At 34.3% G+C, this 19,091-nt stretch carries 15 protein-coding genes; all 15 read left to right on the top strand.

What is annotated here, in order from left to right:
- Positions 1–14 precede the first annotated feature (14 nt).
- Complete coding sequence (locus IGL23_RS08680) at positions 15–1,316, top strand: EpaQ family protein (protein WP_002410859.1); 1,302 nt, start codon at positions 15–17, stop codon at positions 1,314–1,316.
- Positions 1,317–1,421: 105 nt separating this feature from the next.
- Positions 1,422–2,819 carry a sugar transferase gene (locus IGL23_RS08675; protein WP_002356909.1) on the top strand — a complete coding sequence of 466 codons (1,398 nt, stop codon included), beginning with the start codon at positions 1,422–1,424 and terminating at the stop codon, positions 2,817–2,819.
- Positions 2,820–2,938: 119 nt separating this feature from the next.
- Positions 2,939–3,772: a glycosyltransferase gene (locus IGL23_RS08670; RefSeq protein ID WP_010707337.1), complete on the top strand. Its 834-nt coding sequence runs from the start codon at positions 2,939–2,941 to the stop codon at positions 3,770–3,772.
- A 15-nt stretch (positions 3,773–3,787) separates the two neighbouring features.
- Positions 3,788–4,630 carry a LicD family protein gene (locus IGL23_RS08665; RefSeq protein ID WP_033594934.1) on the top strand — a complete coding sequence of 281 codons (843 nt, stop codon included), beginning with the start codon at positions 3,788–3,790 and terminating at the stop codon, positions 4,628–4,630.
- Positions 4,631–4,949: 319 nt separating this feature from the next.
- Positions 4,950–8,093: a GW domain-containing glycosaminoglycan-binding protein gene (locus IGL23_RS08660; RefSeq protein ID WP_430598557.1), complete on the top strand. Its 3,144-nt coding sequence runs from the start codon at positions 4,950–4,952 to the stop codon at positions 8,091–8,093.
- 568 nt (positions 8,094–8,661) lie between these two features.
- The gene (locus tag IGL23_RS08655; RefSeq protein ID WP_002378508.1) at positions 8,662–9,366 is read left to right on the top strand and encodes an IspD/TarI family cytidylyltransferase; all 705 of its coding nucleotides are present in this window, start codon (positions 8,662–8,664) and stop codon (positions 9,364–9,366) included.
- 12 nt (positions 9,367–9,378) lie between these two features.
- Positions 9,379–10,437, top strand: a complete 1,059-nt coding sequence (locus IGL23_RS08650) for an NAD-dependent epimerase/dehydratase family protein (RefSeq protein WP_033594283.1) — start codon at positions 9,379–9,381, stop codon at positions 10,435–10,437.
- A 1-nt stretch (position 10,438) separates the two neighbouring features.
- A complete protein-coding gene (locus IGL23_RS08645; protein ID WP_002369106.1) occupies positions 10,439–11,413 on the top strand; it encodes a glycosyltransferase family 2 protein in 975 nt (324 codons plus the stop codon).
- 40 nt (positions 11,414–11,453) lie between these two features.
- A complete protein-coding gene (locus IGL23_RS08640) occupies positions 11,454–12,884 on the top strand; it encodes an O-antigen ligase family protein (RefSeq protein WP_002379606.1) in 1,431 nt (476 codons plus the stop codon).
- Between the two features lie 54 nt (positions 12,885–12,938).
- Positions 12,939–13,763: a LicD family protein gene (locus tag IGL23_RS08635; RefSeq protein ID WP_002379605.1), complete on the top strand. Its 825-nt coding sequence runs from the start codon at positions 12,939–12,941 to the stop codon at positions 13,761–13,763.
- A gap of 39 nt (positions 13,764–13,802) precedes the next feature.
- Positions 13,803–14,774, top strand: coding sequence for a glycosyltransferase family 2 protein (locus IGL23_RS08630; protein WP_002380515.1), 972 nt, complete (start codon positions 13,803–13,805; stop codon positions 14,772–14,774).
- A 10-nt stretch (positions 14,775–14,784) separates the two neighbouring features.
- A complete protein-coding gene (locus IGL23_RS08625; protein ID WP_002366935.1) occupies positions 14,785–16,206 on the top strand; it encodes a lipopolysaccharide biosynthesis protein in 1,422 nt (473 codons plus the stop codon).
- 90 nt (positions 16,207–16,296) lie between these two features.
- A complete protein-coding gene (locus IGL23_RS08620) occupies positions 16,297–17,256 on the top strand; it encodes a GDP-mannose 4,6-dehydratase (protein ID WP_033594284.1) in 960 nt (319 codons plus the stop codon).
- A gap of 158 nt (positions 17,257–17,414) precedes the next feature.
- On the top strand, positions 17,415–18,161 hold the full coding sequence (locus tag IGL23_RS08615; protein WP_002362094.1) for a glycerophosphodiester phosphodiesterase: 747 nt from the start codon (positions 17,415–17,417) through the stop codon (positions 18,159–18,161).
- Entirely contained in the window at positions 18,162–19,091 is a 930-nt protein-coding gene (gene miaA / locus IGL23_RS08610; RefSeq protein WP_002384318.1) for a tRNA (adenosine(37)-N6)-dimethylallyltransferase MiaA, read from the top strand. It begins immediately after the preceding gene.

Here is a 19,091-nt window from a genome sequence, read left to right as displayed (position 1 = left end):
AATGAGGTTTGAATATGGGAAAAGTATTGAATAGAATCGGTCGACTTATTTTATTAGTTACAATGATTGGCTCGTATACGATGTGGGTCGTAGGAATTGATGCGCCAGTCACAAAATATATGTATGCCAATAGTTCAATTTTATTATTAATAGCAGTAATACTTGTACTGCTATTAAATTGTACGAAATTAAAATTTATTGACTGGCTGACCGTAGCGTTGGCGCTAGCCACCTGGCTCTTGTTTCACTTTACGGAATCAATCCGTCATAGCACAATGCAAACAGATACAATGATTCCTTTAATTATTTTGTTGGTCCTTTGTTTTAAAGTTTGTGTCTTTGACCGTATGGATCAAACGCTTTTATTAATTGTCTCTTTAGTTGCTTTGAGCGCGACTTTGTATCGGATGTCCGTGGAGTTGCCACAGTTGATTCCAGCAGACGAAATTTTTAAAGAATCAAATAAACTAGAAAGTATTTGGATTAATACCAATACGATTGGTGCAACGTTGATGTTTTCAACAATGATGGCCAGTAGTTTGATCAAAGCATATAGAAATAAGGTTTTTAACCTGCTGCTTTTACCTGTATACATTGGTGGTGTTTTAGGTACATGGGTCAGTCAATCAAAAACCTCTTTTGCCATTTTAGTTGGTTTTATTCTGGTGGATAATCTTTTACCAAAACGTTTCTTGCAACGTTCGAAAGTTTGGCTGTTTGGTTTTGTCGGAGTAGCTGCATTGGGACCATTGTTATTTTACTTATGTGCGGAATCGGATACTGTTGATTTATTTACAGGAAGAGAACGAATTTGGCATGAGTTTTTTGCTAAATGGTTATCTGATCCTCAACATATTAAAGTCGGTATGGAGCCTTTTGTGGCCTCATGGAAACCGCTGGGGACACATAATGCTTTTCTATTTACGTTAAGTAATTTTGGTGTCATTGGCTATCTGATTTTATTTGGTTTTTTAGTCAGTATGATTTTATTGATTGGTTTCCGCAAAAAAACATTGGATCGTTTGCAAGTTAGTTTACTTTTAGGCTTCCTTTTAATCTGGATTCATTCATTTATGGAAGATATTTTATTAGCGCCTCATTGGATGCCGATTGTTTATAGTTTCCTTGGGCTAGCCTTCTACTTCCGGCCAGAGAAAAAACGAGGAAGACATGAAAGACCAACGACGCCTAAAAGAAGAAAACGAGTGAAACAAACAAGTCCTGTTAGCAATGAAGAGCGCCCGATAGCACCTGTTGACGAAGAGGGCTGGGACCAACCTGAAGAATTAAGTCGTGTCCAAAGACATCGCAGATAATTTTCATCCTATAGAACTTTCTTGTCCGCTGACATTATGGTAATATAGGGGTTGCATGTTATTACAAATAATGTAATTACTGGAAGTGAAGAGAGGAAGTTTTTAATGACATCAAAAAGTGAATGGAGTAATGCAAGACGAATTGTAATTATTTTAGCAGACGTTTTGCTCTATAATTTATCAATCATCTTAGGGTTTATGGTGAAATTTGGCCGAGAAATTCCTTCATTTAACTTTGTGGCTTATGAAAAATCTGCAATTTACATTTCAATCTTTTTTATCTTTTTGAATTTGTTGTTAGGTGCGTATATTTTTTATAATCGCAAAATTAGTGACATCATTTTTGTCACGGTGATTGGTCAAATTTTAATGACTTTAACGATTATGATTGTGACATTTGCCGGACGTTGGTTTACGTTCCCGCGTTCTGTTTTAGGATATTCCTTTATAATCGGAATTATTGTTCTAAGTCTTTGGCGAATTCTTGTTTATTATCTTTACTTAAAGGTCAGCAATGAGCGAAAAGTTGTTTTACTAGGTAAAGAAAATCAAGTTATGCGGTCAATTCAAAACTTTATGTCTGATAAAAATAACAAGCATAAAGTAACGAGCGTTGTTGTCAGCAATTACTATGAAAACTTAAAAAAAATTATCGATGAAATCGATATTGTTTATATTTCAAGTAATGTTGATGAGAACGAAAAAGTAAAATTGTATCAATTAATTGTCAAACATAAGAAAAAAATCTTTTTAGATACAAGTTTTGAAAATCTAATTATGTTAAAACCAAACATGATGAACTTTGAAGATGAAAGTATTATCGAAGTCTCAAATTTTGAAATTCAACCAGAAGAGAATTTTATTAAACGTTTATTCGATATTTTAGTCTCTGTTTGCCTATTTGTGATTACCTCACCCTTAATGCTTATTGCAGCGATTTTAGTCAAAGCAACCTCACCGGGACCAGTGATTTACAAACAAACTCGGATTACATTAGATCAACGTGAGTTCTCGATTTTAAAATTTAGAACGATGTCGGCAACAGCGGAAGCAAAATCAGGTCCAGTCTTATCTACAAGTAACGACAGTCGCGTCACTACAGTTGGTAAATACTTGCGCGCTTTACGTATTGATGAGTTGCCACAACTAATCAATGTTATTCGCGGGGATATGTCCATTGTCGGACCACGTCCTGAACGACCATTCTTTGTTGATCAATTTAATCAGGAAAACCCGAATTACTATTTACGTCACAATGTACGTGCGGGGATTACTGGCTATGCCCAAGTTTATGGGAAGTATGCTTCTGACTACAATAGTAAATTGAACTTTGATTTACTGTACATCAAGAATTATTCATTACTGTTGGATATGAAAATTCTGCTTCAAACCATCAAAATTCTCTTTGATAAAGTATCATCAAGAGGATTGGATGAGTCTGAAGAACGTGAAGAATTGACGATGGATTATTGTAAAGAGAATGCTATTAGAATTTACCGTTAAGAGGAGCAGTGGCTCCTCTTTTTTTGAAAAAAAGAGAGACTTCTAACAAAGGTTGAAAAATCAGATATTCTATGTAAAAATATACAAGCGTGGATGAAAAAAGAAATAGGGGTGAAGAAATGGAAAAGGTACCAGTAAGTGTCTTACTTTCCATTTATATAAAAGAGCGTCCTGAATATGTTATTGCATGTTTAGACAGTATTTTTAATCAAACTGTAAAAGTCGATGAAATAGTATTAGTAGAAGATGGTCCTGTAACTGAAGAAATGACAGTCATTGTAGATAAATATAAAGAAACGTATCCAGAAGTGCTTCATGTTTTACCTCTAGAAAAAAATGTTGGTTTAGGTAAAGCGTTGGCAGAAGGGGTTAAAGCTTGTCGTAATGAACTGATTGCACGAATGGATGCAGATGATATTATGAAGACGGATCGGATTGAAAAGCAGTGGCAATTATTTCAAAAAAATCCTAACTTGGTCATTACCGGTTCTAACATTATCGAATTTGAAGGGAACATAGAAAATATTTTGGGGTATCGTAACCTTCCAAGTTCTAATGAGGCTATTCGTGAATTTTCCAAAAGAAGAAACCCGTTTAATCATATGACTGTCATGTATAAGAAGTCAGACATTTTAGAGGTCGGTAACTATCTGCCAATGTCAGGATTTGAAGATTATTATTTATGGGTACGATTATTGAAAAAAGGAAAGGAAGCGCAGAACCTTTCTGAACATTTAGTCTATGCTCGAACAGGCAGTGATATGTACGCACGGCGTGGTGGTTGGCAGTATTTTAAGTCAGGACTAAAAGGACGCAAAGCAATCTATCAAGCAGGACTTGGTAGTTTTAAAGATTTTTTTGTGAGTTCCAGTGCACATGTTGTCGTAAGTTTGATGCCGAATACTTTACGAGGTAAATTTTATGAGAAGTTTTTAAGGAAAGAAAATGATTAAGATTGAGGTAAAATTATGCAAGAGATGTCTCAGACAGATTTAAAAGAAATACAGGCTGTAACATTAACTATGTCCAAATATTTTGTGCAATTTTGTCAAGAAAATAATTTATTATGTTATTTCTGTGGCGGTGGTTGTATTGGTGCTGTACGCAGTCAAGGATTTATTCCGTGGGATGATGATTTGGACTTTTTTATGCCACGACCAGACTATGAAAAATTAAAAAAGCTATGGCCACAGAAAGCAGACATAAATAGATATCCATTATTAGTTGCTTCTAAAACATATAATGATCATAATTCATTTATAACTATTAGGGATACTGCCACTACTTTTATTAAACCCTATCAAGAGGATTTAGATATCCCTCATGGTTTACCAATTGATATTTTTCCGTTAGATGGTGCGCCAGAAGGGAAATTGCGAAGAAAAATCCAAAAGTTTTGGGCACTGATTTATGCGTTATTTTGTTCGCAAGTTGTTCCAGAAAAACATGGTGGTCTGATGGCTACAGGAAGCAAGGTTTTATTAGGGATTTTTTCTTCAAGCAAAATTCGCTATCATATTTGGCGCTTCGCTGAAAAAAGAATGACCAAGTATTCCTTTGGTTCAACTCCTTATGTCACTGAATTGTGTGTCGGACCACGCTACATGGGCAATATTTATCATTTAGAAGATTTTAAATCTGCTATTTTTGTTCCATTTGAAGATACAAAAATGCCAATACCAGTGGGCTACAAGCGCTACTTAACAGAGGTTTTTGGGGATTATATGCAATTGCCACCGGAGGAAGATCGTCAACCTCATCATGAAGCGCTAATTGTTGATACTAAAAAATCGTATATAGAATATCTTTAAAAAATTCAATTATTTATACTAATGCTGAACGTTATCTATAAATAGCGTTCAGCATTTTGTTGTAAAAAAATAAATAACACAATCAATGTAATAAAAAGATAAAGTTTAGAAACAAAATAGTAAAAAAAAGTTAGCAAGATTTTCTTGACGTAAGCTAAAATTTATTAGAAAATTATTTGAAACTAGTGCTCATTCTAATCAGTTTTGAGAAATTTCAATTTGAAAAGTAAAAAATTGTTGGTTTCAAGTAAAATTTACATACTATAATTAAATGAGGATTAATTGTAAAGAATACGTAAAAAGAAGGGTTAAATAAATAATGAAGAGAATAAATAAAATATCTGTTATTACAATGCTAATGCTGACAACATTGGTTCCTAGTTCATCAATAGTGTATGCAATCGATGCATCAAGTAGTGAAAGTGCAGAAGAAGTAATTTCTGCGGATACAGCAGAAACACTAAACTCTACGTCATCTAGTGAGGAAACTTCGACAGAAAGTTCTTCTAGCACCTTATCATCAGTTCCTTCGGAAACAAAAAATAGTTTGGACACGAGAGGTGCTACAGACACTAGGCAATCAACAGATACTGAAGAAACTTCGGAAACGACTAGTTCTTCAGAAGCTAATAAGAAAGATGAAGACGAAATCGTAATAACAGAGGATATGAACAAACCTATGGGATCAGGAATGAAAGGAACGAGAAGAAAAAGAGCCGCATATGCCTACGGTGATCCTATTAGCATAACAGAGGCAAATCGTCCGCCTAAAAACTTTATCGATGTATCTTCTTGGAATGGTAGTTTAAGTGTAGCAAATTATCAAACTATGAAAAGTTATGGGATAGGCGGAGTGGTCGTTAAAATGACCGAAGCGACAACTTATCAAAATCCAGAAAGATTTGCACAAGTTCAAAATGCAAATGCAGTGGGAATAAAAGTATCCGCCTATCACTATAGTCACTTTACAACAAAAGATCAGGCAATAAAAGAAGCAAACTACTTTGCCGATACAGCAATTAATACTGGATTACCAAAAGATACTTTAATGATTAATGATGCAGAAGAAGGTAGCATGAATAATGGACAATTGACAGCTAATTCAATTGCTTTTGCTAATCAATTAAAAGCAAGAGGCTTTACGAATGTATTACATTATTCAATGGCAGCCTGGTTTACAGAAGGAGTTTTATCGCCTACACAACTAGGGACTGAAAATATTTGGATTGCTCAGTATCCTTTTGAACCGACTGCAGATCAGTTATGGCACAAAAATGAAGGTTATGCGGCATGGCAATGGTCTTCTTTATTAACGATTCCAGGTGTTGATATCGGAGTAGGTGTGTTTGATATTAATGCTGATTACACTGGACGATTTACATCTAGTGGTGGAAAACAGTATGATGTAATTTTAGATGAAAAACAATATGATTACACGGCAAGGGTAAAACCAGCAGCTGAATCAGGAAAACATGGCGTGTTTAATGGGATTATGAATACAGCTCCTGGAATCGTTAATATCGGTATGGGAGATAAATATGCGAACCAAAGCGTTCATATCATAGGGTATGCCAAAACAAGCCGGACAGAGTTACTCCATTTTACAGTAGGTGGAAAAGATGCAGGCTGGATGGACAAACGAGCATTCACAGCTACACTAGATAAAGCCACGTATAGTAAAATGAGTCGAGGAGCCAAAATAGGCGATGTAGCAGTTTCATCGAAGCATGGATTATATACAAAACCAAATAATACAGCAGAAGATGGAGAAAAAATAGGTTTAGGCTCTCTATATGCGAATCAAAACGTGCAGATTATTCAATCCGCTAAACTATCAACAGGTGTTACGGTTTATCAATTTCAAATAAATGGACAAACAATCGGCTGGTTGGACAGCCGTGCCTTCAGCAATGTGTATGATGAGCTGCTAGATGAAAAACGCTATGATTACATGGCAAAAGTAAAACCAGCAGCTGAATCAGGAAAACACGGCGTGTTTAATGGGATTATGAATACAGCTCCTGGAATCGTTAATATCGGTATGGGAGATAAATATGCGAACCAAAGCGTTCATATCATAGGGTATGCCAAAACAAGCCGGACAGAGTTACTCCATTTTACAGTAGGTGGAAAAGATGCAGGCTGGATGGACAAACGAGCATTCACAGCTACACTAGATAAAGCCACGTATAGTAAAATGAGTCGAGGAGCCAAAATAGGCGATGCAGCAGTTTCATCGAAGCATGGATTATATACAAAACCAAATAATACAGCAGAAGATGGAGAAAAAATAGGTTTAGGCTCTCTATATGCGAATCAAAACGTGCAGATCATTCAATCTGCTAAACTATCAACAGGTGTTACGGTTTATCAATTTCAAATAAATGGACAAACAATCGGCTGGTTGGACAGCCGTGCCTTCAGCAATGTGTATGATGAGCTGCTAGATGAAAAACGCTATGATTACATGGCAAAAGTAAAACCAGCAGCTGAATCAGGAAAACACGGCGTGTTTAATGGGATTATGAATACAGCTCCTGGAATCGTTAATATCGGTATGGGAGATAAATATGCGAACCAAAGCGTTCATATCATAGGGTATGCCAAAACAAGCCGGACAGAGTTACTCCATTTTACAGTAGGTGGAAAAGATGCAGGCTGGATGGACAAACGAGCATTCACAGCTACACTAGATAAAGCCACGTATAGTAAAATGAGTCGAGGAGCCAAAATAGGCGATGTAGCAGTTTCATCGAAGCATGGATTATATACAAAACCAAATAATACAGCAGAAGATGGAGAAAAAATAGGTTTAGGCTCTCTATATGCGAATCAAAACGTGCAGATTATTCAATCCGCTAAACTATCAACAGGTGTTACGGTTTATCAATTTCAAATAAATGGACAAACAATCGGCTGGTTGGACAGCCGTGCCTTCAGCAATGTGTATGATGAGCTGCTAGATGAAAAACGCTATGATTACATGGCAAAAGTAAAACCAGCAGCTGAATCAGGAAAACACGGCGTGTTTAATGGGATTATGAATACAGCTCCTGGAATCGTTAATATCGGTATGGGAGATAAATATGCGAACCAAAGCGTTCATATCATAGGGTATGCCAAAACAAGCCGGACAGAGTTACTCCATTTTACAGTAGGTGGAAAAGATGCAGGCTGGATGGACAAACGAGCATTCACAGCTACACTAGATAAAGCCACGTATAGTAAAATGAGTCGAGGAGCCAAAATAGGCGATGTAGCAGTTTCATCGAAGCATGGATTATATACAAAACCAAATAATACAGCAGAAGATGGAGAAAAAATAGGTTTAGGCTCTCTATATGCGAATCAAAACGTGCAGATTATTCAATCCGCTAAACTATCAACAGGTGTTACGGCTTATCAATTTCAAATAAATGGTCGAACAATTGGTTGGTTGGATAGCCGCGCCTTTAAAATGTAGAATAAGTTTATAAAGGTAACGACCAAACAATCTATCGAGGTTCTTTGTCAAATAGTATTGCTAAATAAAAATAGTGAACATCGTGAAAGTCAGAGGAGACAATCCTCTGGCTTCTTTATTTTTTATTAAGTGCTTCTTATTATGAAATTATTTTTTCTCAAACATATGGTCACGGTCTATTTAACGTATTTAAATAATAAATAGTATTTTCTGAAATACTTGTATCCGCGATAAATGGCATTGACATGCATGATATTTAAATCGATTTTTACTCACTTCTAAATACGGCTTGAGTTCTACTATTTGAATTCTACAGAATTTTGAGATGTTTTTTGTGAATCAAAAAGTATAGAGTTTTTATCGTTTGTCCGTAATTTTTTTATTAAAATAACGAACAAAAATATTTACAGTTCGATTAAGGTCTACGATAAATTATTGAAACTTACTGATAGTTATGAGAAAATGTAAAAGATTGAATGCAGTTTTGGCTGTGTTGATGAATATATAAGTTAAACAAAATTGAAATAAAACTAGTGGTTGACTAGTTAGAGAAAGGATTTTGTATCAAATGATTACAGCTTTAATTATTGCCGGTGGGGTCGGTAAACGAATGGGGCAGGAGATTCCTAAACAATTTATTATGGTAGAGGAAAAACCGATAATTATCTACACATTGGAATCTTTTCAAAAGCATCCACTCATTGATCGAATCTTAGTTGTGTGTAAAAAAGGTTGGGAACAAACACTAGATGCCTATGCAAAAGAGTACCATATTGACAAATTACAATGGATTATTCCAGGAGGAAATTCTGGTCAAGAATCAATTAATAATGGGGTTAATTTCTTAAAAGAACATTCAAACCCAGAAGATACTATTGTTATCCATGACGGAATTCGTCCATTAGTTGATGAATTAGTTTTATCTGATGTAATTGTTAAGTGTCAAGAATACGGCAATGCAGTGACTTCGTTGCCATATAATGAACAAATTTTTGTAAAAGAAACTGAGGAAACAACTCGACAATATATTAATCGTGAAACATTACGTCGCGTGTCAACACCACAAGCCTATAAATTTGAAAAATTAACTTGGGCTTACGAAAAAGCATTCCGTGAGAATATTGGTATTTCTGAATCGTCATACACGAATACTATGATGGTGGATTTAGGCGAAACATTGTATTTTGCTTTAGGCTCAGATAAAAACATTAAGTTAACTACACAAGATGACTTACAGTTATTTAAAGGCTTCTTGAAAATGAAAGAAGAGTAGTGGAGGGATACCATGTTATTTACAGACGATAATTATTTATCAGACGTTGAACGAGTTTTAGAGAAGACACCAGATTGGACGAAAGTAACTAATAAATCTGTTTTTATAACTGGTGCTTCAGGCATGATTGGGACCTTTTTAATTGATGTGCTTATGTACCAAAATAAAACGAGAAATGCGAATATTTCGATCTGGGCGATGGGACGAACATTGTCGCGTTTAGAAGAGCGATTTACTAGTTATCTAGAAGATCCGTTATTCCATATAGTTATCGGAGATGTCATAGAAGAAATTCAGGTAGCAGAAGCTTGTGACTATGTGTTGCATTGTGCTAGTAATACACATCCTAAATCATATGCCAGTGATCCAATTGGAACGATTATGACCAATATTGCTGGTACGCAGCATATTTTAGATTATGCGGTCAAAGCGAATAGTGAAAAAGTGTTATTTTTATCAACTGTTGAAATCTATGGAGAAAATCGTGGAGATCTTGATAAATTTACGGAAGACTATTGCGGCTATATTGACTGTAACACGCTACGGGCTGGTTATCCAGAAGGGAAACGAGCAAGTGAATCATTATGTCAAGCCTATATTCAGAAATATGGTATTGATGTTGTTATTCCAAGAATTAGTCGTACTTTCGGGCCTACGATGTTACTTTCGGATAGTAAAGCTTCTTCTCAATTTATTCTGAATGCAGTCCATAAAGAAAACATTGTGTTAAAAAGTGCAGGGACCCAACTATATTCTTATGCATATGTTGCAGACATTGTATCTGCTCTTCTGTTTTTATTAGTTAAAGGGCAAAAAGGGGAAGCTTACAATGTTTCAAACGAACATTGCGATATTACGTTACGTACTTTTGCGGAAACATTAGCCAATGTGGCTGGAACAAAAGTGATTCATGGTGAAGCCACCGCCCAAGAAAAACAAGGGTTTTCTAAAGCAACAAAAGCACTACTAGACAATCAAAAAATCTACGCATTAGGTTGGCGGCCACTGTACGACAGTATGGAAGAACCATTAAAACATACAATTAAAATTTTAGAAGGTAGCGGAAATTGATATGCCCAAAATTAGTATTATTGTTCCTGTATACAATGTAGAAAAATATTTAGAAAAATGTGTACGCTCTATTTTAGCTCAAACGTTTACTGACTTTGAATTAATTCTGGTGGACGATGGCTCTCCAGACAGTTCTGGAGCAATGTGTGATCAGTTTGCTGAACAAGATCAACGGGTAAAAGTTATCCATAAAGAAAATGGTGGGCTAAGCGATGCTCGTAATGCTGGAATTGAAATAGCAACAGGTGAGTATTTAGGTTTCGTAGATAGTGATGATTACATTGCAGATGATATGTATGAACTATTATATACAAATATCGTAAAAGAAGATGCCGATTTATCAATCTGTGGTATTTATGATGTCTATGAGGGGAAAGAGCCAATTGTAAAAAGTTTAATACAGGGAACTTTTTCCAGAGAAGAAGCATTATTGTTAATTTTACAAGGAAATATTATCTCCGTACATGCTGTAAATAAGTTATATAAACGAAAACTCTTTGCGGATCTAAGATATCCTAAAGGAAAGTATCATGAAGATTCATTTATTATAGTAGATTTGTTGTCTGAATGTCAGAAAGTTTCTATTGATTCAACACAAAAATATTACTATTATCATCGAATGGGCAGCATTAATACAGAAACATTTTCAGATAAACAATTTGAGTTTATAGAAGCTTGGGAGAAGAATGAACTTAAATTGAAAGGTAAGGGAGCAGTTATAGAAGAAGCTGCCCATCAAAGAGTTTGTTTTGCGAATTTTTTAGTATTAGATAAAATTTTGATTAGTAATGCTTCGAAGGAAAAAGAAACGAAACAAATTGTTCGCTATCTTCGGAAAAACTTTATTTTTATTATGAAAAATAAAGTTTTTACAAAAAGTCGTAAACTATCAATGATTTTACTTATGTTTGGTCTTCCTTTTTATAAAATACCAATTAAATTGAAAAGAAAATATATAGAAAAAACAATAGATTAACAAGTTGTAATCTAAAAGTTGTTTTAAATAATTGGAGGATATGATGATTATTAATTTATCACAGCAGATGCAAAAAATAGAAAAAAGGATAGCTATACCATATATTGTTTTTTTTGAGTTAGTTCTAATTTGTCGAATGGTTAGCATTTATTCGACTTTACCTACAAAAATAGATTCATTATTTACCTTGATAATTATGCTATTGTCAGGTGTTTACTTCATATGTCACTTCTTGCCAATTTTTATAGAAAAAAAACAAAGAAGAATAGAATATTGGCTAATTGCTTTTATAGGAATTTTATTTTTAACAACATTTATTAATCATACGTATGCTTTTTCAGAGAATATTAAGTTGATCATTTGGCAATGTATCTTTTTCTTTTCCGTTTACGAAGTAGGGCGTTCGAATGATAAATCTGTTTTTAAAGCTTTTGAGTATGTACTTTTAATTGTTTGGACCGCATTAGTCATCGTTGGGTTATACTTATTTTTTGCGCGAATCAGCTTTTCAAAACCAGTAGAGTCTTTGTATTACGGAATGAGAATCGGTTTTTTTGAAAATCGATTATATGGTGTTTTTGTGGAGCCTAACTATGCATGTACCATCTCATTAGTTTGTATTTTGGTTGGCGTGCGGAATTTTATTAATACCAATAGCAAATGGTTAAAAGTGGTTTGTGCAATGGTGATTTTTCTACAATTTAGTTATGTAGCATTGTCTGGATCAAGATCAGGAGTTATTCAGTTGATTTCAATGGTAATTTTCGGGATGTTCTTTACAATTTGGTTCTTTCAAAAAAATACATCCAAAGCAGTTATAAAAAAAGTTGTGCAAGCAGTATTAGTTTCTTTTTTCTGTGGTGCTATTGTTTTCGGGGGTTTACAGTTAATAGAAAAAGGGTATATTGCTACTGCAAATTCAGTGAATATTGAAGTACCAAAAGTTTTAGATAATAAAGAAAATGAAATTCTAGGAAATAAGAAAATTACTACTAAGAGACCAGATGTTGAGGGGAAAGACGATATTTCAAATAGTCGATTTGCTCTTTGGCAAAGTGCGATAGATTTAATGAAATTAAATCCTATATTTGGCACTTCTCCAAAAGGTTTTGCAGATATAGCTAAAGATAAATTGCCTCAATCTCATATTGCTAAGACAGCTCAAACACCGCATAGTTTTTTCTTCTATTTATTAGCAGCTACAGGGATTTCAGGTACAATTGTATTTCTAATTTTCTTGCTATCTAAAATGTTTAACTCTGCTAAATTGCTGTTTAGCGTTCGAATTAAAAATTATATGGATTTTGTGTTAGATAACCAAATTGTGTTAGTCATTTTAATTTCTGGATTACTGATAACTGAAGTCATTTTAACAAGACGTTTTGCAACAGTTATCTTTTGGTTATACTTAGGTAAAATTCAGTATCGCACTGACATGGAAAATGATTTGATTAGAGGAAATGAGCAATAATGCTCATTTTTTCTACTATACAATTGATTATTATATAAGTAGGAGAGTAATATCATGCAAAAACTTACGTTAAAAGAGGTTCAGGCGAAGGCTGTTGAAATATTAGTGTATATCGATAATATTTGTCGATCTAACAACTTGCATTATACATTGTTTTATGGAACATTGATTGGTGTAGAACGTCATAAAGGTTTTATTCCTTGGGATGATGATATTGATATAGTTATGCCAAGGCCAGATTATGAATTGTTAATTAAAATCCTTAAAAACGATTCTAACTATCAATTACTTTCTTTTGAAACACGGAAACATTTTCGTTATCCTTTTGCAAAGTTAGTTGATCCTAATACTGTAGCTCATTCCAAACAATATTTTGGTGGAGAAGATAAGGACTTAGGAGTTTTTGTAGATATTTTTCCAATTGATGGTATCCCTGATACTCAAAAGGAGAGAAATGAACTAAGAAAGATAACGGAACAGTATCGGTTAAACTTAATGGATACTTTAGGTTTAAGCTATGCACGAAGTTTTCATCTTAGTAAGGCATTAATAAAATTAATAACTCGTTATCCTAATCATTTTAAAGTGAAAAAAGTAGGAAACAATCAATATTGGCGTGATTTATATCAAACAGAGGCAAAAAAAACCCCATTTGGAGCAACAAAACATTGTGGTTATCTAGAATGGATTCATATAGATTGGGGTGTATTTCCTAATGAATGGTTTTTGGAATATGAGGATGTAGAGTTTGAAGGACATAAATTTATGGCCATTAAAAACCGAAAACAATTTTTAACTTTACGTTATGGAGATTATATGGAAATGCCTCCAGTAGAAGAAAGAATCACTCATCATCCCTATGATTTTTACCAAAAATAAAGATTATTTATAGGTTTTTTAGAAAGAAGGCGTACTTAAATGAAGCAGCAATATACAGCAACTGTTGTTATGGCTACCTATAATGGAGAAAAAAATATCTTAGAACAGTTGGATTCCTTAAAAAATCAGTCGAAAAAAATTGATGAAGTATTAATTTGGGATGACTGCTCTACAGATTCTACAGTTAAAATAATTGAGAACTTTATTTCTGAAAATAAATTAGGTGAAACGTGGCATTTGAAAATCAACACGGAAAATTTAGGTTGGCGCAAAAATTTCTTTAATCTATTGAATGCTGCTACTAAAGAAATTGTTTTTACGTGTGATCAAGACGATATTTGGGATGCATCTAAAATTGAAGTGATGTGTGAAGCTTTTGCAAACACTGATGTTAAAGTTTTAGTAAGTGATTATACTGAATTAGTAGAACCTGGGGGATTAGCAGAGGAATTAAAAAAAATTGATTCAGTTAAATTGCCTAATCAAAAAGCAGAACAGATTATATTTAATGAGAACAATTTATTTTTACGTCGCCCGGGATGTGTATATGCAATTAGAAAGAGCTTCATTGCCAATGTTAATCTATACGCATCTGAAATGGAAAATCCTGTACATGATATGGCGATGTGGGGAAGTTCTTTATTAAGTGATGGGCTCTATATTGTTAGGGAAGAATTAATTAGATGGCGTAAACATGGACAAAGTTCCTTTAAAAAAGAAATTGATTTAGCTAAGAGACAAAATCACTTTGAGGAAAGATTGAATACTTTACGTCGTAGATTACAGCGTACAGAGGCTGCAAAGAATTATTTAAATAATCAACCACATGTTGAAGAATTTGAATATAAAGACAAAGTTCTTTCAAATTTGATTAAAGAGTTGAATATGCGAGTTTCTTTATTAGAAAGAAAAAAAATAATCCCGATTCTATGTGCCTTTTTTAAGTATCATCACAAGTTTTATTTTAGCACAGATATCTACCATATCATGAAATATAAAATTAGAAAGTGAGCATAATGCTATGAATTCAAAAGCAAAAATGGTGGCTAAAAACCTTTATTATACTGTGGCTGCAAATTTTGCAACGTTGGGTATTTCGGTTCTCTTAAATTTATTTGTCCCTAAGTTGTTAGGCGTTACAGAATACAGTTATTGGCAACTTTATGTTTTTTATTCTTCATATGTTGGATTTCTCCACTTAGGCTGGATTGATGGTATCTATTTAAAAATTGGTGGAGAAGAATACGAAAATTTAGATAAAAGAAATCTCGGTTCTCAATTCTGGTATTTAGCGATTTTTGAATGTTGTATTTCTGCTTTTGTCATTCTTTGGGCTTACTTTTTCATGCCGAAAGAATATCAAGGGATTATTTTGATATTGACGGCCATTGTTTCAGTAATTACAATTGCAAAAACGTTTATTCTGTATGTTTTTCAGTCAACAAATCGTATTAAGGAATATGCTCAATTATCCAGAAATGATCGCTATTTATATGTCCTGTTCATTGCAATTTACTTTGCATTAGGAGGACGAGATTTTTATTGGCTAATCATTATGGATATACTTTCTAAACTGATTATTACGGTTTGGGGAATGTTTAGAGTTAAAGACATGTTGCGTGTGAACATGATGAGTTTGAAGGAAGTTACTCCTGAAATAGTTGATAATATTAACATAGGTAGTAAACTAATGCTCAGTAGTATAGCAAGTATGCTAATAATGGGAACCATTCGCTTTTTTGTTCAACAGCGTTGGACTATCGAAACCTTTGGTAAATTGTCCTTTACTTTAAGTTTATCAAATATGTTTTTAACTTTTATTAATGCTGTTGGAATTGTAATGTTTCCGTTGTTAAGACGGACAAATAAAGAGCGATTGCCGTCTTTATTTGTCACATTAAGAGGTGTTTTTGTTCCGTTGACGTATGCAATTCTGCTGTTATATGTACCCGTCAAATTTGTTTTAGGTATGTGGTTACCCGAATATAGCGAGAGTTTGAAATTTATGGGAATTCTATTTCCTATAGTTATTTATGAAGGTCGGATGTCTTTACTAATTAATACGTATTTAAAAACGTTGAGAAAAGAAAAAACAATTTTATTTGTTAACGTATTGACACTTGCCTTGTCGTTAATCCTATCGCTGTTTGTGATTTTCGTTGTTGGGAACTTGAATTTAACTGTTGGGTTGATATTAGTAAGTTTAGCATTTCGTTGTAATTTAGCGGAAATTTTTCTATGCAAAGATATGAACGTTAAAATAGGTAATAGCACTGTATTGGAAACGTTGGTTACATTATTGTTTATCTTTAGTAATCTTTGGTTTGGCGGTAGTATTTATAGTTTCATTTCTTATGGAATTGTGTATATTATCTATTTCTTATTCATTCATAAGAGTTTTGTGAATAACGCAAAGAATTTAAAATATTTAGTAAAAGGTTGAGAAAGTTATTTTCTCTCCTTTTTTATTGAAAAACAAACTGTAGTCTTTGACATCTAAAAATGGTAAAATTAATGTATTATTTTAATTGGAGTGGGAAACTTGAGTAACTTTTTAATCACAGGCGGCGCCGGCTTTATCGGCTCAACCTTAGCAAATTATTATAGTAAAGACAATCAAGTTGTGGTCATTGATGATTTATCAATGGGCCAAACTGAAAATTTAAACACATCTGAAAATATCACGTTCATTGAAGGTAGCGTGATTGATCAACAATTAATGGAAAAAGTACTGCAAGAGTATCAGTTCGATTACATTTTTCACTTAGCCGCGATTGCTAGTGTAGCAGATTCAGTAGCACGTCCAGTGGAAACACACCAAGTGAATTTTGAGAGTGTGTTACAATTACTGGAATTAATTCGGAAATACCAGAAAGATTTAAAACGTTTGGTGTTTGCTTCTTCTGCAGCGGTTTATGGTGATGAGCCAACTTTACCAAAACAGGAAGAATCAGTAATTCGTCCATTAACGCCTTATGCAGTGGATAAATTTGCTTCTGAAAAATATGTGTTAAACTATTGTCATTTATATGATGTTCCAACAAGCGCTGTTCGCTTCTTTAACGTTTATGGGCCAAACCAAAATCCTAATTCGCCTTATTCTGGCGTTATTTCGATTGTGATGGACTCTTACAAACGCTTATTAGCCAATCAAGAAGTGACATTCAATATCTTTGGCGATGGAAAACAATCCCGTGATTTTGTCTTTGTTGAGGACGTGGTTCAAGCGTTGAATCTTGTCGCTCATTCTGACCAATCACTTGGGGAAGTGTATAATGTCGGGACTGGGAAAGCAACCGATTTAAATGAGTTAATTTCTTCTTTAAATGATATTATGAAAGTCACTTTACCAGTTGAATACAAAGAAGCGCGAGCTGGGGACATCAAAGATTCCTTAGCGGATATATCTAAATTACGTGCCATTGGTTATGAACCGAAATATAGTATTCAATCCGGTTTGGATAAATATGTTAAGTATGAACTAAAAGATTAAGAGAATAAAAAGACGGATTTGAGACTAAATTGTTTATAAGACTTAGAGAGTGGGACATCATCAGTCGCTTTGATTGATGTCTTGCTCTTTCTTTTCTTTTTCCCATATTTGAACCCACCTCACTCCAATGGTACAATAAACAAGATTGGAGTGAGAGCATGACAGATATTATTGCACATCGAGGAAGTAAAGGCACCCATCCTGAAAATACGTGTATTGCTTTCAGAGAGGCTGTTCGTGTTGGTGCTGAAGGAATTGAATTAGACGTTCACCTATCTAAAGATGGTTATTTAATCGTTATGCACGATGAAACGGTTGATCGTACGACAGATGGTCATGGTGAAATCCAACAGTTAACATTAAACGAATTAAAACAACTAGATGCTGGAAGCTGGTTTCAGAAAAATCCTTCTGTTCAATGTGTTCCAACATTGGAAGATGTTTTAAATTGTCTTGTAGAAGAACAATTCAATGGTTTTTTGAATATTGAACTTAAAACGGACATTATCCATTATGAAGGAATTGAGAAAAAAGTCGTCCAACAAATGAAGCAAAAAAACTGGCCGTTTCGTTATTTATATTCTAGTTTTTATTTTCCGAGTTTAGTTAAATTAAAAAAAGCTGACCCTAAGACAGAAATTGCCTTTATTTATGAATCTGCAGAGGATTTAAGTCAAGCGGGACCGGCATTCGCGCTTGTCGATAGTTTACATCCAAAAATGTCTTGGGTGTTGGCTCATGAAAAAGAACTTATCGCAATTGGCAAACCGCTGCGGCCGTGGACTGTTAATCGGATGGAAGAAATGGAAAATTGTTTTCAGCTAAAATTGGCGGGTGTTCATACAGATTTTCCTGAGGAAGCAAAATTTGCTCGTCAAAATTGGCAAGAAGAAGGAGAAACATAATTGGAGAAAGTATTAGTTATTGTAGGACCCACCGCGGTGGGGAAAACAGCATTAAGTATTGCTTTAGCAAAAAAATTTAATGGTGAAATTATTAGCGGTGACTCCATGCAAGTTTATCGCTCGTTAGACATTGGCACCGCTAAAGTCACAGAAACAGAAAAAGAAGGAATTCCTCACTATTTAATTGATTGCCGTGAAGTCAGCGAAACATATTCTGCCGCTGATTTTCAGAAAGAGGGTCGTCAAAAAATCAAAGAAATTACTGAAAAAGGGAAACTACCAATTATCGTTGGAGGAACAGGTTTGTATATTCAATCACTCCTTTATGATTTTCAACTAGGAAGTCGTGAGATAGATGACTCGCCTGAAATTAGAGAAACGTACAATTTATTTGCGGAAGAAAAAGGGAATCAAGCCTTATGGCAGTTATTACAACAAAAAGATCCTCTAGCGGCTAACAGCATTCATTTTAATAATCGCAAAAAAGTGATTCGTGCGTTAGAGGTCTTTGACAAAACCGGTTATAGTATTTTGACCCCAAAGGAAAAACCAGCTCGTCTCTATGATTATTATTTGTTAGGTTTGGAAACAGATCGCGCTTTATTATATGAACGTATTAATCAGCGGGTGGATCAAATGATGACAGAAGGGCTGTTGGAAGAAGCAAAACAGATGTTTCAGCAACCACATGCACAAGCAGCTCAAGGTATTGGCTATAAAGAATTTTTCCCGTATTTTTCCGGTGAACAATCATTAGAGATGGCGGTTGAAACAGTCAAACAGCAATCGCGGCGATATGCCAAACGTCAATTGACTTGGTTTAGAAATCGAATGGCTGCGCATTGGTGGGATTTGGTTCAGCAGCCAACAGATTTGCCCAAGTTGGAAAATGAAGTAGCGGAATGGCTACAACAGAAGGAGAGTGAGTAG

The sequence above is a fragment of the Enterococcus sp. MSG3299 genome, from assembly GCF_050555765.1.
GTDB classification, from domain to species: Bacteria; Bacillota; Bacilli; order Lactobacillales; family Enterococcaceae; genus Enterococcus; species Enterococcus faecalis.
This window is presented reverse-complemented; position numbering and strand designations above follow the sequence as displayed.